The 20,445-nt window shown below is 45.6% G+C and carries 18 protein-coding genes; 5 read left to right on the forward strand and 13 right to left on the reverse strand.

Going from position 1 to position 20,445, the window contains the following annotated elements; genetic code table 11:
• Positions 1–16: 16 nt before the first annotated feature.
• The 4 genes from C7R93_RS14105 to racE form a co-directional block, all read right to left on the reverse strand.
• Positions 17–610, reverse strand: coding sequence for an XTP/dITP diphosphatase (locus C7R93_RS14105; protein WP_106839401.1), 594 nt, complete (start codon positions 608–610; stop codon positions 17–19).
• Positions 603–1,364, reverse strand: a complete 762-nt coding sequence (gene rph, locus C7R93_RS14110) for a ribonuclease PH (protein ID WP_106839402.1) — start codon at positions 1,362–1,364, stop codon at positions 603–605. Before rph ends, C7R93_RS14105 begins: the two co-directional genes overlap by 8 nt.
• Before the next feature lie 215 nt (positions 1,365–1,579).
• Positions 1,580–2,632, reverse strand: a complete 1,053-nt coding sequence (locus tag C7R93_RS14115) for a GerMN domain-containing protein (RefSeq protein WP_106839403.1) — start codon at positions 2,630–2,632, stop codon at positions 1,580–1,582.
• A 96-nt stretch (positions 2,633–2,728) separates the two neighbouring features.
• On the reverse strand, positions 2,729–3,541 hold the full coding sequence (racE, locus tag C7R93_RS14120) for a glutamate racemase (RefSeq protein WP_106839404.1): 813 nt from the start codon (positions 3,539–3,541) through the stop codon (positions 2,729–2,731).
• Between the two features lie 170 nt (positions 3,542–3,711).
• Between racE and C7R93_RS14125 the strand changes: the two genes are divergently transcribed.
• Complete coding sequence (locus C7R93_RS14125) at positions 3,712–4,743, forward strand: superoxide dismutase (RefSeq protein ID WP_106839405.1); 1,032 nt, start codon at positions 3,712–3,714, stop codon at positions 4,741–4,743.
• Between the two features lie 79 nt (positions 4,744–4,822).
• Here the strand turns inward: C7R93_RS14125 and C7R93_RS14130 are convergent, their stop codons facing one another.
• Positions 4,823–5,929 (reverse strand): peptidylprolyl isomerase, encoded by a 1,107-nt coding sequence (locus C7R93_RS14130; RefSeq protein ID WP_106839406.1) that lies wholly within the window; start codon positions 5,927–5,929, stop codon positions 4,823–4,825.
• 245 nt (positions 5,930–6,174) lie between these two features.
• On the opposite strand from C7R93_RS14130, the gene C7R93_RS14135 reads away from it, so the two are divergent.
• The 4 genes from C7R93_RS14135 (at position 6,175) to C7R93_RS14150 (ending at position 9,062) form a co-directional block, all read left to right on the forward strand.
• The gene (locus C7R93_RS14135) at positions 6,175–6,915 is read left to right on the forward strand and encodes a Gmad2 immunoglobulin-like domain-containing protein (protein ID WP_106839407.1); all 741 of its coding nucleotides are present in this window, start codon (positions 6,175–6,177) and stop codon (positions 6,913–6,915) included.
• A gap of 103 nt (positions 6,916–7,018) precedes the next feature.
• Positions 7,019–7,537, forward strand: a complete 519-nt coding sequence (locus C7R93_RS14140) for a sigma-70 family RNA polymerase sigma factor (protein WP_106839408.1) — start codon at positions 7,019–7,021, stop codon at positions 7,535–7,537.
• Positions 7,521–8,462: a DUF4179 domain-containing protein gene (locus C7R93_RS14145; RefSeq protein ID WP_244191541.1), complete on the forward strand. Its 942-nt coding sequence runs from the start codon at positions 7,521–7,523 to the stop codon at positions 8,460–8,462. The genes C7R93_RS14140 and C7R93_RS14145 overlap by 17 nt, the downstream gene beginning before the upstream one ends.
• 153 nt (positions 8,463–8,615) lie before the next feature.
• Complete coding sequence (locus tag C7R93_RS14150; RefSeq protein ID WP_106839410.1) at positions 8,616–9,062, forward strand: acetyltransferase; 447 nt, start codon at positions 8,616–8,618, stop codon at positions 9,060–9,062.
• A 273-nt stretch (positions 9,063–9,335) separates the two neighbouring features.
• Here C7R93_RS14150 and C7R93_RS30330 read toward each other — a convergent pair whose 3' ends face one another.
• From C7R93_RS30330 to C7R93_RS14185, 8 genes are all read right to left on the reverse strand, one after another.
• On the reverse strand, positions 9,336–9,497 hold the full coding sequence (locus C7R93_RS30330) for a hypothetical protein (protein ID WP_164724411.1): 162 nt from the start codon (positions 9,495–9,497) through the stop codon (positions 9,336–9,338).
• 2 nt (positions 9,498–9,499) lie between these two features.
• Positions 9,500–10,060 (reverse strand): MauE/DoxX family redox-associated membrane protein, encoded by a 561-nt coding sequence (locus tag C7R93_RS14155; protein WP_106839411.1) that lies wholly within the window; start codon positions 10,058–10,060, stop codon positions 9,500–9,502.
• Positions 10,061–10,075: 15 nt separating this feature from the next.
• Positions 10,076–11,860 (reverse strand): ABC transporter ATP-binding protein, encoded by a 1,785-nt coding sequence (locus C7R93_RS14160; protein WP_106839412.1) that lies wholly within the window; start codon positions 11,858–11,860, stop codon positions 10,076–10,078.
• Positions 11,857–12,390: a TlpA family protein disulfide reductase gene (locus C7R93_RS14165; protein ID WP_106839413.1), complete on the reverse strand. Its 534-nt coding sequence runs from the start codon at positions 12,388–12,390 to the stop codon at positions 11,857–11,859. The genes C7R93_RS14160 and C7R93_RS14165 overlap by 4 nt, the downstream gene beginning before the upstream one ends.
• Positions 12,391–12,646: 256 nt before the next feature.
• Positions 12,647–13,084, reverse strand: a complete 438-nt coding sequence (locus C7R93_RS14170; RefSeq protein ID WP_106839414.1) for a hypothetical protein — start codon at positions 13,082–13,084, stop codon at positions 12,647–12,649.
• Between the two features lie 584 nt (positions 13,085–13,668).
• Positions 13,669–13,971, reverse strand: a complete 303-nt coding sequence (locus tag C7R93_RS14175) for an immunity 53 family protein (protein ID WP_244191542.1) — start codon at positions 13,969–13,971, stop codon at positions 13,669–13,671.
• 2 nt (positions 13,972–13,973) lie between these two features.
• Positions 13,974–19,382: an RHS repeat-associated core domain-containing protein gene (locus tag C7R93_RS14180; RefSeq protein ID WP_106839415.1), complete on the reverse strand. Its 5,409-nt coding sequence runs from the start codon at positions 19,380–19,382 to the stop codon at positions 13,974–13,976.
• Between the two features lie 58 nt (positions 19,383–19,440).
• Entirely contained in the window at positions 19,441–20,439 is a 999-nt protein-coding gene (locus C7R93_RS14185; RefSeq protein ID WP_244191543.1) for an RCC1 domain-containing protein, read from the reverse strand.
• Between the last annotated feature and the right edge of the window lie 6 nt (positions 20,440–20,445).

Consider the following 20,445-nt stretch of genomic DNA (forward strand, 5'->3'; position numbering starts at 1 on the left):
CTGTTTTCTCACTTGTCTACTTGATGATGTCAAGCAGTTGCTGCATGGCACGAGCGCGGTGGCTGATCTGATTCTTTTCTTCTGGCATGAGTTCGGCCATCATTTTGTCCATCGAGGGGATGTAGAATACCGGATCGTACCCGAAGCCGTTTGTCCCTTTTGGCTCACGGCCGATGACACCCTCACAAGCACCAGTGGCAATGATTGGCTCTTCGCCTGGAATCACCAGCGCCAATGTACAACGGAAGCGAGCTGTGCGTTCCTCTGTCGACACTTCTTCCAGCTCTTTCAACAATTTACGCCAATTCTGCTCGTCTGTTGCATCTTCCCCGGCGAAGCGTGCGGAGTAAACACCAGGGCGTCCTTCCAGCGCATCTACTTCCAGACCAGAATCGTCACCGAGGGCTGGCATGTTCAAGTATGTAGAGATTTCGATTGCTTTTTTCAGCGAGTTTCCTTCGAAGGTGTCTTTGTCTTCTACTACCTCAGGCACACCTTCAAATTCAGCGAGGCTAATTCCTTCCCAGCCTGCCTCTGCGAACAGCCTGTTGAATTCTTTCACTTTTCCCTGGTTACGTGTTGCGAGAACGACTTTTTTTCGATTAGGCATGACTTTCCTCCACTACCGATTGTGCAAAAGAGAGCGAAACATCAGCCAGCGCCTCTTTTTGGTTGTTAATCAAGTTGTCTATGCCGATTTTCGCAAGGGCAATCATTTCTTGTAGCTGTTCAGGAGAAAATGGAGCATCCTCGCCTGTTCCTTGCAGTTCGACAAACTTTCCTTTTCCCGTCATGACGACATTCATGTCGACAATCGCTGTAGAATCTTCTTTGTAGTTGAGATCAAGCACTGCTTCCTCGCCGACCACCCCTACTGAGGTCGCTGCCAGGAAATCGTTGAGCGGCAGCTGTTTCCAGGTGCCACTGTCCACTAGCTTTTGCATCGCGTCTACCATTGCCACAAAGGCCCCAGTAATCGAAGCTGTTCTTGTACCCCCATCTGCCTGGATGACATCGCAATCCAGCCAAATGGTGCGTTCACCCATAGCTTCAAGGTTCACAACGGAGCGCAGAGCACGCCCGATCAGACGCTGAATCTCCATCGTTCTTCCACCGACTTTTCCTTTGGACGACTCACGCGCGTTGCGGGTCGCTGTTGCTCGGGGAAGCATGGAATACTCGGCTGTGATCCAGCCCTTCCCGCCACCACGCATAAAAGGCGGTACCCGGTCCTCCAAAGTCGCCGTACAAATCACCTTTGTGTCTCCGACTTCAATCAGGCACGATCCTTCTGCGTGTTTAATATAATTGCGCGTAATGGTTACGGGGCGCAATTGATCATGGGCACGGCCATCCACTCTCATTCCAAGTTCCTCCTAAATCGCTTTGTTACACTCCGCTCATTATACCAGACGCAGGAAACGATCTGCCACTGCACAAACGCCTCTTCCCTATTTACGTTAATTGCAAATATTCTTGTCACTTCCTTCTCCTTTTTCGCTTCGGCTCTGTACGTGCAGGGACAGCAAGCAAATCACGAACAAAAACCACGCTCGTTAATACGGGCGTGGCTCGGTCATTACAACTGTATGGGATTGAGTTGAACCGGGCGACTCACTGGCTTGGTGAACTCGCCACTATCTAGCGGTTTTCCTTCCACCAGTAGCTGCACTTGCTTCGCTCCTGTCGTTTCTGTCAATGACAAGACGAGCGATTGCAGGGCCTCTGGGCTCGCTTCCTTGCCATCGTCATACTTGAGGATGTCACTGCTCAAATCGACCGTCACCAAATCTTTTTCCTGCTTCACATTCAGAACACGTGTCGTACGGAGCAAGGAGCTAAATAGCTGCGATCCTTGTTTCGGTCCTTTGATCAACTCTTCAACGGTTGCTTTGGCGATGTCAGCCGTTTCAGGAACCAGGCGAGTGACTGGGACATAATACGTACGTGTATCATCCAGCTGTCCTTGGAAATAAACCGTCACAGTGGAGGTATCTCCTGGTACGGCCCCATCGCCCAATTCGAGATTGACTCCTTGATTCCGGTCTAATAGCGTGATCGGTGTTTTGGCTGCTGGCATTTCTGTCAACGGCGTGCCGTTTACCCAAATTTGCACAGTCTTGACGTTGCTGAATTCTGTCAACGCCCGGGTGACTGCATCGACAATTTTCTTCTCGTCTTTCTCCTCGTACGTTTTGAAGTCTTTGGAAAAATCGACGGTGGCTACGCCGCTTTTGATGACAAGTCCTTTTACTTCTGTCCCTTTCGGCAAGACAGCAGAGAAGCCACTCTGGAGCATGCTCTCGACCGGACCACCTTTTACCATATAGTTCAATACTTGTTTGGCGGGACCTTCTGATTTCGGAAGAGTCATCGAGACAGGAACGATATATCCGTTAGCATCCTGCAAGTAAACCATTCTCTCTCCAGTCTCCTGAACGACCGGTTGTGCACCGTCTTTTGCAGCATCCGGGGACGGCGTGCCGTTTGGCAAATCAACTGATACCTCTGACTGTGGTGGTGCATCAATACTAATCGTTTCCTTTTCCGGGCCAAAGAGACCGCAGCCCGACAAAAGCACTGCGCTAACCCCCAGCACGGCCGTCATTTTCCCGATGTGCCTTATCTTCATTTCCCCAGCCTCCTCCAGACACTTTGTACTACCATGTATACGAGCTAGGCTTGGGTTTATGCGTTTAAAGTTTGTTTCGCCAGACAAGATCTTCCATCAGGGCTGGACGGATTTTTCCAATGAGTGGTGCTGGACGTTCACTTTGCAATCCAGCCATTCTTCTGCAATGATCCGGAATTTGTGAGCGTCCCCACTCGTTACAAACAGATGTTTCGGGCGCTCTATTTGCTTGCTTTCGGCGTCCGTCGCGATTTGCAGGGACAATTCTCGCGCTGTCTCCTCAGCTGAGTTGATCAGACGAACTCGATCTCCCATCACTTCTGATATGACTGGTGCTAGCAACGGATAGTGTGTACAGCCCAAAATTAACGTGTCCAAATCTTCGTGTAAGAACGGAGCGAGCGTTTCTTTTACGACTCTTCTTGCTTCCTCCGAGTTCGCCATATGGCTCTCCACCAGCGGCACAAATGCGGGGCAAGCCATGCCTGCGACGTACAGATCAGGTTGAATCCGTAAAAGCGCACGTTCATACGCTTTGGTACGAATGGTCGTTTCCGTCCCGATGACACCGACCCTTCCGTTTTTCGTCACTTGAACAGCCGCACGTGCCCCTGGGTCGATCACCCCGATGACCGGCAGCGGCAAATCTCCCATCGCTTCCTCCAGCACAACGGCAGTCGCCGTATTACAAGCGATCACCAATGCTTTTAACGGTGTACGCATCACAAAATCAATCATTTGAAAACTGTAGGCACGAATCTCTTCCGGCGATTTGGAGCCATACGGACAACGGGCATTATCGCCTACATAAACAATCCGTTCTTCGGGTAGCTGACGCATGACTTCCTTCGCAACAGTTAATCCTCCCACTCCTGAATCAATAACGGCAATCGCTCGTTCTCTACTCATGCTAATGTGTCTCCCCTGTTGAAATGAATATAGTACAGCATACCACTCAAACATTTGTGCTACTACCATATGCGGAGATGAAATTTCTTGTACTCCGCAAATGTCGCACCTTCTCTAGGCGCCCTTCATAATCTGGGGAGAGATGATGTGCCCACGAGGAGGAGAATCTTTTGGTAGAAGAAGCCAAGAATTTGCTGGACTGGAGCCAATGGGGCCGACAATGGATCGAGCATTTACGCAGACATAAAACACTGAATCGAGAACTCGAACGGCATCTGCACAAATTTGAAGAAACATTTACGCTGATCGGAAGGCAAGCATCAAAGCTTGATTCGACAAAAGAAGTCGACGAGCTCCCTGCTCTCATCACTCGCGCAGAACAGGTGCAGGAACAATTCCATCATTTTTTGCGCCTGGCTCAGTTGAGTGAAGATGAGCATGTGGAAGCAGACGTGAGGGAACCTGTTCAGGAAGCAATGAATCCACAGCCAGCGGTGGCGGAAGAAGAGCAAGTGCCTGTAATGCCAGCCCCCGTTTCCTATCCCGGTGCACGTGAGCCAGTCCGTGCGGCTCGCCCCGTGGCCCTCGGCCGACATACACTCCCTCCACTCCCTTATGCCTACAACGCTTTAGAGCCGTACATCGATGAAGCCACGATGCAAATCCATCACAATAAGCTACACCAAAAGTATGTAGACGATCTCAATACAGCAGAGCGGAAGCTAGCAGAGGCTCGAGAAAGTGGCAACTTTGATCTCATACGCCATTGGGAACGCGAGCTAGCCTTTAATGGGGCCGGTCATTACTTGCATACCATCTTTTGGCCATCCATGAGTCCAAATGGCGGTAACACTCCATCTGCTGATCTCGCCGCGGCAATCAATCGGTATTTCGGTTCGTATGACGGATTTAAGAGACAATTTAGTCAGGCGGCTGAAAAGGTAGAAGGTCCTGGGTGGGCGATCCTCGTTTGGTCCCCGCGAGCACATCATCTGGAGATTCTTACAGCCGAAAAGCATCAGAACCTGTCACAGTGGGATGTGATTCCGCTACTGGTTCTGGACGTTTGGGAGCATGCCTATTTCCTGGCGTATCAAAACCAGCGAGACAAGTATGTAGAAAACTGGTGGAATATCGTCAACTGGCCATACGTAGAAGAGCGATTCGAGAAAGCACGAAAACTGCGCTGGGAGCCGTATTGACTTGTACCTCCCCTTCATTGACAAACCCCCTCGTCATCCCAAAACGGCAGGAATGAGAGGGGGTTTTTATTTGCGTAACTTATTTGTTATACGGGACAAATTCGATCTTTTTCACTTTGATCGGATTTTGGATGGGCTTGGCATTCTCATCTGTTTTCTGGGCAGCGATTTTGTCTACGACTTCCATCCCGGCAAACACATGACCAAAAACAGTGTGGCGATTGTCGAGGTAAGCTCGTCCGCCAATTTCTTTATACTTCGCTTCTGCGTTCAACGGGAGTGCCGATAAATCGAGGTACTCCTGATCTACCTTCGGGCTTTGTACAATATAGAAATGCGTACTGTTCGTATTAGGTCCAGCGTTCCCCATACTGAGCGCACCTCTGAAGTTGAACAGATCCCGGCTAAACTCGTCCTCAAACGACTCTCCGTAAATACTCGGCAGCTCCTTGCCATCCTGCCCTTTCAAATCTCCCGCCTGAATCATGAAATCGTTGATCACACGGTGAAAGATCATATTGTTGTATTGTCCTTTGTTCGCAAGGGTTTTAAAGTTTTCCACAGCTTTTGGAGCTTTGCTCGGGAACAGTCTCAGCTTGATCACACCGGCATCAGTCGTGATCACGCATATTTCTTCGCCTTTGCGTGGCTTCTCCAGCTGAAACAGCTTTACATCTGACACATCGATGCCAGAGTCCTGCCAAATGACGCCCCAAGCTTTCCAGTTCACCGGGTCTGTCCCGAGCCTGGCCAAGCCAATATAATCCGTTTTTTCAATGGCCTTGTTAGCTGCGGTATACCCGACGTATTTGAATTTCACAATCGCACGGTAGTTATTGTAAGCGTCCTCCTTCGTGACGGTGTACAGCTTGTCTACTTTTGCTTCGATTACCTGAATGTTTTTGTATTGCGCCAATCCTTCCACGTAGGTTTTCATCGCAAAATTCGATAAGGAGTCGTCTGCTATCAGCTTTGCTACCTCAGCAGGATTTGATCGCTGCTTCACCAAGGACGCTATGAAATCATTCACTTCCTGCTTATCTCCCCCATGTGGGCGGAACTGGTTGACCTGAACTTCGCTACGATAATCATGAATAGCATTTGCAGCAGCATGTTGGACAAAAGTCGGACTCAGTAACGGGATCGCAATACTTGCAACGACTGCCAGAGAAACGAGTTTTTTCATTCTTTCCGCCCCCACTAAATTAGAAGATTGTTCCATGAAAACAGTATAGCTCAATCCGTGAATAAATGTCTGAAATATTTTAAAATTCAGCTAAATAAAGCGAGAAAATCTCATTTTTTCCCATGAAATCTCTTGCGTCTTTTTGCGTCCCTCCCCCGTCTAACCCATGTAAACTTCATGAAGCTACAACAATAAAACAATCAATCATTACGGCAATGCGCCATATAAGGGAGAGACATACCACCATGAATAAAAAAACCATCGCTGCTTCTATTTTGACTTGCTCTGTTTTTGCAGGAGCTCTAGGCACCACTTGGGCTAACCAGACTGCTACCCCAGTAACCACACAGCAAGCAACAAAAGCAAACGAAGCAGCCACACAAAATACGTTCCGCAATATTAAACTGGCAGAGCCAGCACTGCTGTACACGCTAAAAGGCGAAGCCAGCGTTTTTGAGGGTACGTACCAATACGCAGTAAAACAAGGCAAGCACGTATTGGCAAAAGGATTCGGAACGGCTTCACAAGGCGGGCCAGAATGGGGAACTTTTGCACAAACGGTGAAAATACCCGTAAGTGAGTTGATTGAAAACGAGCCATTGACGCTAGAAATGTTTGAAGTCAACCAAGAGAACGGCGAGATCATCAACAAGCTTTCCGTTCCACTGAATAGCTCCGATAAAGTAAAAAACAATAACGTATTTCGCAACCTGAAGCTAGCCGCACCGTCTGTCGTGTACACAGTAGCTGGCGAGGCGAGCGTTTTCGAAGGCACGTATCAGTATGCCGTGAAGCAAGGTGAACAAGTAGTCGCAAAAGGCTTTGGAACAGCTTCTAAAGGCGGCCCGGAATGGGGTCAATTCTCACAGGAGATTGTCATCCCACTGAGTAATCTGTCCCAAAATAAGCCAAGCATCCTCGAGCTGTTTGAAATCGATCAAGAAAACGGCCAAATGAAAAATATAATGGTGCTTCCATTGAAGTAAGGATAGAAGAATCTACGCTCCCGCAGTGTCTCTAGCGCTGCGGGATTATTTTCGATCAGAAAGGAAGAACCTAACATATTCAGCAAGGAGGGTGTGCAGCATCGTGAATCAAACTGAACGGGCACAAAGAGCCATTTCTGGTGATGAAGACAGCTTTACGCTTCTGATCCAAGAAAGTAGAGAAAAAATATATCGCATGGCTTTTACATATGTTCGAAACAAAGAGGATGCGCTGGAAATTGTGCAGGAGACTGTCTACCGCGCTTTTATCTCCATACACAAATTGAAGCAGCCGCAATATTTCCAAACGTGGCTGATCAAAATCGCCGTCAACTGCGCCTTGGATCACATTCGCAAAGCAAAAAAAATCGTTTACATGGATAAAGAGCATGAAGGCAACTACGAGCAGAAACCGCGGGAAGATGTCATCGACTTGCATGATGCGCTAGATCAGCTTGACGAAAAATCGCGTACGGTCATTATGCTGAGATACTTCGAAGACATGCCCATCAAGGACATTTCCGATGTGCTAGATATACCCCTCAGTTCCGTTAAATCGATCATTTACCGCGGACTGGAGAAATTGAAAGTGAACATTGGGGAGCGTGAATCTCTTGGATAAAAAGCTGGACGATTATAAACAAGCCTATCACGATATTGAAATTCCAGAGGAGCTGGCGGCAGTCACCGAGCAAGCCATCGAACGTGGAAAGCTTCATCGAAAACATGCGAAAGCAAGAACGCGTTGGGTTAAGCACGCTGGCGTAAGCGTGGCTGCTGTCTTTGTTCTTTTCACGGTCAGCGTGAACACGATGCCCGCCTTTGCAAGTGCTTTGGAAAACGTGCCTGGTCTGGGCAAGTTGGTAAAAATTTTGCAATTCAATAAAGGCAGTGCTGGCGGCGGTACTCCTCAGGATGCCGTAGATGTTAGCTTCATTACGGTGCAGAAGCAAGGAGACCAGGAAAACATCATCTTGAACTTTACCCAAGATAATGAGGTGCAGCAGAACGCTAGCTCCTTCCACGTGAGTTTTACAGAATATCCGAATACGATGACGTTTGCTGTTGGTGGTGCGCGAAGATTTTCGGCTGTCAAAGATTTCGAGACATTGAAGCAAAGCCCATATATTGAAGATGCCTATGAGATCATTTCGTTGGATGATTCGCTTGTGCGATTTAATGTGACCTTTACGGAAGCGATTGCCTATGAGGTGAAGGAGTATAAGCAGCCAGCGCAGGTTGTAATTACGATTTCTCCAAAAGAAGTGACGCCAGAAGAGCAGCAACCCGTGTACTCGGTGCGCACTGCTTCCGTGCCGTATGGAGAGACACTTGGGGTTATGGAGGAATCTCTCTTAGTCGCCGACAATATGCGGGTTTTGAAGGATAAACAAGGTGGATACTTTGTCGAAGCCGGTTATTATCGGACAGAAGCTGAGGCTCAGGAGAAAATGAAGCAGTTGAAGGATGAGTTTGGGGTTGTGGAGCCGTTGTTTGTAGAGAAGAGAGAGTATTTGGAGGTGCCTGGGGGGATTGTGGCGAGGTAGGGTTCCCCGCCCTCTTCCCTCTTATCAATAGTCAGATTCTTCCGGGAGGATAGAAAAGCTGTGAACATGGTAGGAAAGTTCCTAGCGACTCTATATAATAAGCTCTCAAGAGCGCTCTTTTCTGTTTTTTAGTTTGAATCGGGAGGTTTCATGATGAATACCAAAACTGTTGTTTATGAAGCCAGCTATCGTGATCAATTGGTAGATATTTGGTATCGTGCTGTTTGCCGTACTCACCATTTTTTGACGAAAGAAGATATTGAGTTTTATAAAAACATGGTAAAAAATGAAGCACTATCTGCCGTTGAGGTATGGATGGAACTAAACGAAAAGAAAGAGCCTGTTGGCTTTATTGGTCTTGATGGAACGAAAATCGAAATGCTGTTCGTTGATCCAGAATACCACGGAAAGGGTATTGGCAGCAGATTACTCGAACATGCAGAACACAAGTATGGCCCGAATCTGAAAGTAGATGTCAACGAGCAAAACGAAGAAGCTCACGCCTTCTACAAACGGTATGGGTTTGTACAAACAGGACGATCTGAACTGGATGGTTCGGGAAGGCCGTTTCCTTTGGTTCATTTAGATTTACAACGTTAATTTTCGGTTTTTCAAAAAACAAGACTGTCTCCGGTAGTAGATTCTCTACTTGCGAGACAGTCTTGCTCTACTTATGTGTCTTGAAAACTACCAAGGGCATTCACACAGAGGGCCATTTCTTACGCATCCTTTTTGGCATCCTGCAAATGCACTTGCTCCGAGCTTTTGGAGTAATTTCTTGAACATGCTTATCACCTCTTTTTTTTACATAATTTGTATCAACAGGAATATAATACATTACTTATATGAAAATTGAAAGCGTTTTCTGAAATTTCAAGAAGTAATATTTTTGTCGCTTCTTCTACTATTCTCTTCTGCTGCTTCCATTTTGTTAATGAACGTCCCGAGTACCTTTAATACTTGAAACAAGACGACCAAAATCGCGATGACCGTCACCCATAATACCCCGAACCCAATCATCCAGCCTGTAGACATCTTCATCCCTGCCTTTTTCGCAAAATTTGTTGGAACGTACTGATTTCTCCGCCAATAGCCATGAGCAGTGAGATGCACACACTCGAAAAGACGATAGCAATTACCCAATTGGCGATTTCGAAACTGCCAGACGATAGATAATGGTCAACACTCGCCCAGCCCCCGCTCCATTGCCCCACATAGACGGCCAGACTGATGAATACGAGGTTACGCAAAACAAGCTTCCACGATAAAAAATGGTTTCCCGCCATTCCGCCGCACCCGCAAGAAGTTTTTCTTCTGCCTCTTGCTAGATTAATACTGATCGCGAGTGTGTACGCCCCCAGCAACAAAATCGCTAGTGACAATCCCAGCGTTGTAAAAAGACCAAGCGACAAGGAAATCGCTACGGCGGCTTGCAGCCCCAGATCAAGATACGTAAAGCTTTTTGACCACGGATAAGGGATAATCTGATAGGCCCGCACAATGGACAAATGCGTGGCAATATCGCTTATTTTCGAGACAAACGTACTGAGAAATAAAAATGCGAGAATCAGCCGAAACAGCAGACCAAGCTCTTCCATAATTCCCCTCCTTCGTTACGCGAACCATTTCGCTTGCATGCCGTACATGCGCGAATATTCTCCGTTTGCATCCATTAGCTCATCATGATGCCCCACCTCTATCAGCTGACCCTGCTTCATGACAAAAATCCGATCCGCCATTCTTGCTGCTGCCATCCGATGGGAAATAAAAATCGCCGTTTTGTTCTGTGTGAGAGAATCAAACTGCTGAAATACTTCCAGCTCTGCCTGTGGATCAAGTGCAGCCGTAGGCTCGTCCAGAATAAAAATCTCGCCTCTTCTGTACAAAGCCCGCGCCAACGCGATCTTCTGCCACTGCCCGCCTGACAGGTCTTCGCCGTCCTGTAGCGTCCGACCTAATATCGTATCGTATCCACTGGGAAGCTTGCGAATAAAGGTATCTGCACCGGTTTCAACCGCTACTTGCCTCATCTGCGCGGGATTGATTTCCTGCGTCACTCTCCCAATGGTGATGTTCTCTCCAGCAGTGAAATTGTACCGAATAAAGTCTTGGAAAATGACTGTAATATTTCGTTGCAAGTCGGAAATATCAAGCTCATGAATCGACTGATTGTCGAACAAAATATTCCCAGAATGGATCGGATAAAGCCCCATCAAGCATTTGACGAGCGTCGTTTTTCCAGAGCCATTATCGCCGACAATCGCAATACGCTCCCCAGGCTTGATCGTAAAGGAAACTTCGTTGATCACATTGCGCTCCATTTTGGGATAGCAAAACGAAACCCGATCAAACGTAATTCCAGATTGCAGCTTGCTGGGAAACTCCGCTTTGCCAGTGAGCTGCGGAATCGTTTTATCCTCGTATTCCAGAAAGTCAAACAGATCAGCAATGTACAAGCATCTGTTGACGATATGTGCGAGATTAAAGGTCATGAGCGAAAGTATCTGTTGTGTATTTTGTACCGCTTGTGCAATCGCTACAAAGTCCCCTACCTTCAGGGCGCTCGCACGAAGCAGCGATACGACCAATCCCAAGCAGCCAATATACATCGAGGAGGTGAAGATTCCCGAGAAAATCAGTGCTTTTTCCCTGCGGTGGAGCAGACGAAGTACCTCTTTCATATTTTTCAAATACAGTCGAGACCATCTTCCTAGCAAAAAGTCCTTTAGCTGAAACAGTCGGACCTCTTTGGAACTGTCGCGCTCATTTAAGATCGAGCTTATGTAAGAGGCTTCGCGAATCTCTGGCGTCTGTAGCCTTGCGAGAAAATATTCCGACATACCAAATTTGATTTGGACAATTAGCAGCGGGATCACGGCCAGCAAGCTCATCACTGCCAGTCCCCAGTGAATGCTAAGCAAAAACACCGCATAGGAAATCAGAGTAATCAGATTTTTACCAAGATCCAATACCCTTTCCACAGGGTCCAGAAAGCGTTCCCCCATTGCCTCTGCCCGAATGCGGTGGTGGTGGTTGTAAAATTCCGGATCATCGAAATAAGAGAGCGGAACAGACGCTGCTTTCTTTGCTACCAAATGCTCCAAATGATATTCCAGCCTTTGCTCCGTATGGGCATCGAGAATACGCAAGATCGTTTCCAACGCATTGGTCACCAGCGTCACGGAAAACAATCCCGCCAGCAGCCAAAGCAATGGAAGGTAATCATCCGTCTGATCCAGCGCAATCGCCGTAACCTCGTTCACCATTTCTTTCATGATCCAGATTGATGCCAATGGGGAAAATGCTAGGATGATTCTGAGGGCAATGGAGCAAATGAGCCATAGCTTGCCGTGTGCCCAAATTAATCGAACCGTTTTTGCAAAATAGGAGCGTGTCATGCTGGTTCACCTGCTAGCGCCAAGAGCTTCTTTTTGATTTCCACAGCGGTTATTGGTTTGGCACGAATGACGTCCTGTTCGTCGATTACGAAAATGCTTGGGAAATGATTGATCTTGTATGCTTCCAGCATGGGTTCGTTGCCGATCAGTACAGGGATCCCGGATATGTTGTTTTCTTGCAGCCATCGGGATGTGGATATGTGCTCGGATTCTGTTGAGATAATAACGGATGCCTCTGTGAGTACCTCTCCCTCTGACAATAGTTCGTGCACATGATTGGCACAGTGCCCGCAGCCTGTATGGGTGAAGTTTACGATTAGTGGGCGGGGCAGATCATTTAGTTGTTGTTCTTGACCGTTTAGTGTAAGGAAAGGTAGTGATTTTAGTTTGGTGCCGATTGCTGGTCCGGTTTCTGGGATGAAAGGGTGGAAGTGATGGACCTGTCTCTGGGTTTGTTTTAATAGAGTGAGAAGTTTTGCCAGTATGAAGGCAAAGATAAGTAGAAAGATCAGGTTTATGGCTATGAGCAAATCTATCGATCCCCTTCCATGCGACTCGAGATAATACGAGAGGCGTAACGTATTTTTACAGAGAAAATACCATAATATTCTAATTTTGTCATTGTTTTATGTTTCGAATGTGTTTGTTGGTAGAAAAAGTTTTGTCCTTACAATGATCAGTTTGCTTCGGATAAATTCCATTTTTACCATTTTTGGTTAATAAGGAACTATATAGCCCCCAAAAAAGAAAAGCCATAGAAGGAAATGGATTCCCTATATGGCCAAACTATTGCCTTGCTTCAATGATACTACTTTCTCTTTTTAATGTTGTTTTATTGAAATAGAATGATTGACCTGTTTGTTTATCTAAGTTTTCCGCCATGGTGGTTACCTCACAACTGAGTGAAATGTACCGTGCCATCCAAAGTGAAATGTCGAACATTCGGTCATTAAATACTTCTTGGAATGAATCAGTAGTAGTTGCTCCAAGGAAGTATTGATAATCAGGCCACTTTTCACTATCATGTATGCTTCTTAATTCAACATCAAAGCCTAAAACCTCATAGTAACCCACTAAATCATTAGGTTCATCCTCCATATTTTCATATCTTATTTCAGGTATATTTAGTCCTTTTTCTATTTTTGAGCCTAAGTCTTGCAAAGAACCTTCGTATTGAATGAATACCTTTGAATAAGCACCATATACTTTGTCTGCCATTTGCATGTTCGCCTCCTCCTATTTACTTGATGGCTTAAATTTAATTGAGAAACCCTCTTTATGCGGCTTAAGCCCTTCAAATCCCGGCGTCTCTGAGAGGATTTTTCTAAATTCGGGATTAGCTTTTAGACTATTACCAAATTACTCGTACAAAATATCACTTTCTATTTATTTGAACCGGCACGTTACCGGATTCTTTTTAACCTTACATGGTTAATAGTAGGTACACCATACTGTTTAGTTGCGAATGACTTTGTGGGTTGTGGCAAGTAGGTAGACTTTTATCTGGATGAGCACGGGCTCAGTTGCTGTTTAATGGAATAAGATGAATCTAAGGTAAGTTTTTCACGAGAAAAAACGGTGGTAACTTTGGTAAAAATAGTAGAGATGATAGAGGAATTAGGGTAACTTTTTGTAGCTTTCTACGTGCGCACATCTCATTTCATGAAAACTATGTACGAGTATTACAAGGGTTATGTTCCCACTATAGAGATAAAAAGGTTCATTCGGCACTGGGTAGCCCCACCAAAAAAAGAAACCTTAAAAGGCTTACGCCTATCAAGGTTTCCTTAGTTAATACGAAAATAGATCTAATTTGTGTCTAGGCTTGAAGCCCACTGTCTAAAACAAGTCAATATTTCTTCTAAATTCCTTACTCCACCTGCACCATGAAATACTCCATCCCTGACTATACAGTAATACCAATCTTCTTCATCTCTTTCAACTTCTATTGAATTAAAATTTTCATGTTCTAAATTTGTTTCAACTATATTAATTTCAACAGACCAACCTGGATTATCTACAGTGTCGATCTTCACTCCAAAGTTATGCTCCCAATCACCGTTACAGTTTTGAAAATACCAATCTTGAAGCCATCTTAATGTATCCATCATCTCTACCTCTTCCTTGGAATTTCATTTGGATTCGCCGGTCTAACTCCACCAGGAATTGACTTACCATTTACATGAGGTGTAGGCACATTCTGCTTCGTTACCTTATTAATATGACCTTTGCCTATTCCATCATAACGTTGAACCTTATCAAAACCACTAGGATTTAATGGATTGGCTTTATAAGTCTCATAATTTGTAACCTCATGAGTTTTTGGATCTTTTTTTAGAACCGTATGGTCTCCTGTTGCTTTTGGATCGGATTTCATAAAGTTCTTAGCTTTTCCAGTATTTTTCTGTACAACTTCACCCGTCCCCTTAGACGTATTTTTCAACGTCCCCGCCGCTAATGCACCGGTGGCAGAAGCTGCTAATCCTAAATCAGGTACATCTCCTGCAATTCTTTGTGTCCTCGTAGCACCAATTTGAAATACAACCTCATGAACTTCCTGCTTTAAATTTGCGGGTACAATCGCCTCGACTGCTTCATCATAATCTATTTTGTGAGCGTCAGCATAAGTTACTGCTCTTCCTCCCCAAGACATCACAAGATCAACGTGATTACCACCAAAATATCCGCCACTTGTTTGATCAACTTGGTGCCCGCTAGGATCAACATATTTCTGCGGATTATTATGCGTATACGTATACCGATTTAATGTCAACGGATTATCCACTTGCCCCTTATATGTATCCTCCGATATAAACCGCCCGATCTTCGGATCATAATACCGGGCACGCAAATAATAAAATCCGCTCTCTTTATCGAACATCTCCCCCGCATACATAAACGGGTTGGAAATCGTCTCCTTGACCTTATCTGCGATCAGATTGCCCCAGATGTCGTAATCATACGTGTTCAGGACATTACCATTGGGGGCCTTGATTTTGACAACATCACCGTGGCTGTTGTAATAGTAATTGCCTTCAAGATTCGACGCATAGTCCTTTCGCCAAATCAACTGGTTGCCAAACACATTCCGCGCCTTGACCCTGCCATCCTGTGTCAGCTCTTCAATCACTTGGCCATTCAAATAGACGTAGTGAGTCGTATCCGTCACGCTGCCAGTCTGTTGCTTCGTCGCCCGCAATCCACCTGGATAATATGTGTACGTCGTTGTCCCCTTCTCGTCCTTATACTCCTGCAAACGATTAAACAAATCGTGTTTCATTTCATAGGAGCGCAGAATATCTACCGGAGCGTTTGCATACACTTGGCGGTTGCCGCGCTTGTCATAGGCGTATTGCTTGACGTTTCCTTCAACCGATTCTTCCTTGATCCGGGAAAGCTTGTCGTACACATACAATCCATAATTCGTGCCGGCACGCTTTTGACTGGTGATATTGCCAAACAGATCGTAACCATTTGTCTCATTCCAGCCGTCCGCGTGATTCAAGGCTGTTTTTTCACCAAATGAGCTGATCGATTGTTGCATCGCTGTCGGTTGTCCCGGATACGATACAGCATTACTTTCTCCTGAGTTACTGATATCGTACGTGTACGTGGTCGTTCCGACTCCTGGAATCGCCACCGAATTTAATCGGTTTGCGTTGTCATAGGTGTATTCGACTCTCATCGAAGGGGCAGAACCGGATACGGCGCTTCTGGCTGGGTATACAAGTGTATCTATCGTATCGTCGTTGTCGGAATACAGAAGCTGGTAATCCTTACCCATCATCGTTTGGCGATTATTCCGATGGAATCCATCGTAGCCATAGCTGATAGAGTTTCCTGTGTGATTATTTTCACTCAGAAGCAGACCAGACTGTGGATCGTACACCCGGTCTTCATAGAAAGAAGCGCCGGAAGAAACTTTCTTTAACTCATGGAAAGGCGTGTAGTCGTAGTTGAATGTGACGCCGTTTTTGTCCTTGTAACTCTTCACAAGACCGCTTTTTTCGTAGGTGTACGCCTCCGCTTTTGTCTCTGGATTCTTCTCCGACAGCTTCCACGACAGGCTATTGTAGGTATACTCTGCCGTAGTCGTGCCATTCTCCAATACACTGGTGAGATTGCCTAGACCATCGTATCCGTATACATTTACGTTATTTTCCGGGTCCTGCAAATAAACCAGCTTGTCGTTATGATCGAAGCGCATACTCCACGCTTGGGAAGTTTTGCCGTCCAAGATTTCTTTATTGGTTACTTTCCCGAATCGATCCGTCTGGTAGTTTGTCACACGTTGGTGACTGCCGCTTTGGGTCGTCTCCTCTGTGCTCTCCACTTTTCCATACAAATCGCGGTATGTGGTCGCGATAAAGCCATTCGGAGAGAGCGTTTGTTCCGTCAGACGGGGTAAGTATCTTGTTCCATCCGAGTAGGCATTGTTTCGATGTTGCTTAGTGGTTCCTAAGGAATTCGTCGTTTGGTACACAAAACCGTCCCAGTCATACAGGTACGAGGTACTTTGCTCCTGTTTCCCGTAAGGAACCGTGCGGCTAATCTCCATGCCATCCGGCGTAAACTCGTTTTCTACCAATGAACGCTTCGCACCTGTCGTGCCCACCTGCTCTTGATAGGCGGTATCTCCATATGGCGTGTAGTAAGTGATGAGTTTCGATTGATCTGGGGCAATTTTCTCCACGATGCCCGGTCCATCTGCACTCGATCCAGAGGCTTCGCCGTCCCGATAGACATACGTAATGGTTCGTTTTGCGCCTTGATTGTGAAAAGTCTCCGATAATGGTCGGCCTAACTCATCGTAATCGTATGTAGCCTTGCTTCCGTTCGGATAGGTCTGGCTTTTGATTTGGCCTTTATCGTCGATTTCATAGGAAAAATTCAACACATCCGATTTGCCGCTTTCCAGCTCGACACCTGCGAGTGCAATTTGTGTTGGCTGAATGCCATATTGATCATAGGCGGTAAAGGTCTGCGTTCTGGTCTTACCTGCGCCAAAGTTCTCCGTAATCGAATAGAGCTGATTATTGGTGTACTCATATGTCCGTTCGATCGATTGGCTCTTGTGATTATTGATCAAATTGGCAGGGAACGAATTGATCTCCGTTTCCTTTCGGAGCAAATATTGATTGTTGTACTCGAATGTCGTATTCGAATAATACGGATCGCCCGAGGCGGAGGTTGATTGTGTTCTGGCTGCCTTTAATACGGAGAAGGTCCGGAAGCCCCATGGATTTACACCTTCTGCATCATATGTCCATGTACTCTCGATCCCATCCGGTGCAATCTGCTTGATCAGTTGACCGTAATCGTTATATTCCAAATACATCTCTTGTGCGTAATTGTTGATCTTGGCCGCATACCGTGAGCGATTGGAAAGGTTCGGGTCTTTCAAGTAGGAATTGTAAACATCCAGATCGCTAACTGCCGATGTCGGTTCGAGGAAAACGTATTGATACGTCGGCTTTGTATTCCGGCCGGAATAGGCATAGGTTGTGTACGTAGTTGGATTGTACTCGACACGATACTTCGCGCCTGATACATTTGTTCCGCCTTTGCTCACGCCTGTTGTCTTCTCGCTTCGCAGCAACGTATTTCCGTCTTGATTGACCTTGTAAATGGAATTTTTCGTGTAACGGGAAGCCTCAGATTCTGTGACTTGGATGGTATCCCCATGGCGTTCCGCAAAATTCTTCAATCTTGGCAGTTGTTCCTTTGGTACCTTCCATATCTCGCGGAGGTTGTCGTTATTGGCATAGTTCTTTTCCAGCTTATACGTATTGGTTCCTTTTGGCGTTTTCTGCGTATAGCTGTACGATACTTTATTGACAGGATGATAAGCTACATAGCTTAGTGCATACTTGTCTTGAAAAATCCGTACGAGACCGTCATTGAACGTAGTTTGACCGAGTTGATAGGGACGATATTCGTAGTTGATTTTTAATCCTTGCAACGGATAGGAAACTTCTTGCATGAGCAAGTAATCGATTTCCTTACGCTTCTTTGTATCCGATTCCCAATACTTTGCTGAATCTTGAAGAGTTTGATCAGTTGGTAGCTTGTCCAGCGTGTATTCTTTGTTCAAATTGAAATAAGCAATGCCCTTGGTAGTAGGATTATGATAGGAATAATTTGCTACTGTATAAGGACCGTTTCCACTCCCTGCTGTCGGCAGGACTTCTACTCGAACAAGCTGATGGTAACTTCTCAATGCGAACTTTCGTTCAAAATGGTAGCGAATGTGCTTGAGCACAGTAGTCTCAGTTTTATCTTTATAGACAATCAAGTCTTGCGTGGTGTCGTTTTGCTTTCGTTTCAGCACCACATAACGACCGACACTGTCTTCGATGCTGACCGGCTCTCCGTCGCTATCCAGGTTGTACTTGATCGTGTCCCCATAAATATTGGATTTGACGACCGTTCCCAGCTTTACATCAAATTCATATCTCAAATTACGGTAATACAACGTGTACTTCTCATTCACTTTGTCAGTGATGAACATGATGTCTTTATACGGATAATTCACAAACTTGTTGAACCGATATTCTAAGGATGTCCCGTCCTCTAAGCTGATGTAATAACGATTCGACGTTGGACTCTTGTCTACGTTGGTGGAGTAAATTTGCAGGCCTGGATTATAAGGGTCGTCCCTTACCGTAGCTACCTGCTCCCGCGTGACGACATCCAGTCTTGGCATATTAAAATCCCAACCGGGTGCAAATTTCTCATTGATTAGAGCTTCATTCTTGTCTAGATCATCGTCCCAGCTTGGTACACCGATTTTACTACTCAGGGAGTGATATCTGCGCTTAATATCCAGATCCAGTCCATGCTTTCCTGGCAAGTAGAGATCTTGCTCCACTAGGTTCGCAGCGCGATATACATCATCTACGGATTGCTCTGTTTTTGAACGAGCAAAGCGAAACTCCTGATCTTTTTCTGTGTAGAGAACTTCTGGAGGAGTTGTATTCACTGCTTGAATGTCGAGCGTTTCCTCCAGACTCTTAAGTTCATTTACTTTCGATGCTACAAGGGGTGTAAGGCGATTTAAGAGGGCCTTATTTTCCTGACTGAAATGATCGAATTGAGAAACGAGCTGGTCACTGGTAAAAGTTTTGACTTCTGCTTGTTCTTCAGTTGAAAGCAGCTGCAATAGATCTGGATAGAAATAGGCAGCGTATTTTAGTAAGGTTCGGTCGAATGTTTGGTGTATTTCGATTGCTGTGTTAGCATCCAGCTGGGTCCATGTTAGTGAAGCGATGTCATCTGCGTTATATGAGGTTGGATCTTTTGCTTCTCTTTTTTCTGGTAGAGGGTTGAGATTTTGCTCTGCGATAGATTGCTGGATTTCATCTATTGTCTCGGTTGGAGTTGATGATTCTATACTTTGTGTATTTGATAAGTCTTGGATTGACGGTTCATTTGCCAGGGTACTCATCGGTGGTATAAGCGTCGTGAATAGGGAAATGCTTAATAGAAAAATCAAGATTGATTTTGTAGACAGGAGTTTCATATTGCCTCCGAAAGAAATGTTGTCCCCCTTGGTTAGAAGGGGGATTCACTAGTAATAATTATGGTGTAATTTTGACTTTTACAGGTTTGTTACTGTTTGTAGTTGTTCCATCTCCTAGTTGACCTCGATCGTTACTTCCCCATGCATAAACTGTTCCGTCTCTTTTTAAAGCAAAACTATGTCTCGCATTTGGCCCGCTTGCAATTTCATCAATTTCTGTTAATCCAGGTACATTTACTGGAGCCAGTCTATTATAAACACTGCCATCACCAATTTGTCCTTTTCCGCCGTCTCCCCACGCATACACTTTCCCATTTACATCAAGAGCCAAGCTATGAGAATCACCGGCAGCAACAGAAACAATATTTGAAAGTCCTTTTGTTTTAGTTAGACTTGACACCGCTGCTCCACTGTCAATGCCTAGCTGACCATACCCGTTTTCCCCCCAAGCCCATACTGTTCCGTCCTTTTTAAGAGCAAGACAGTGAGCTCTCCCAGCCGAAATTGCCGTAACGTCTGTTAGACTTGAATGTACTGGGATTGGAAATTTAATTGTTGTGCTACCATACCCATAAAGACGTCCCCACACCCACACCGTACCATCTTTCTTGAGGGCTAGTGAATAAGCGCTTCCAGCAGCAATCTCTGTAACATCTGTAAGGCCGACTGCTTGTACTGGTTTGCTACTATTCCCACTTCCACTATTACCCAACTCACCAGAACTATTTAATCCCCAACTCCATACTGTACCATCAGCTTTTAAAGCTACACTGTGGTTCGAACCTGCGGCAATACGCGAAACGTTTGTAATGCCTTTTACTTTGAAAGGAACGTTTGCTTTAACCGCAGGTGCACCGTCTCCCAATTGACCATAAGAATTATCACCCCATGCCCAAACTGTACCATCACTTTTCAGTATAAGAGAGTGCCCTTGACCCGCTGCACTACTCACTGCATTACTCGCTGCCAAAGTCGTCTCTTTTGATAGAAAAAGAACTGAAAGCATCATCAGTAAAATATTACTTATTAATTTTAACTTCATTAGATTTTTTTTCACTTAAAC

It is taken from the genome of Brevibacillus fortis, from assembly GCF_003013395.1.
Lineage (GTDB): Bacteria > Bacillota > Bacilli > Brevibacillales > Brevibacillaceae > Brevibacillus > Brevibacillus fortis.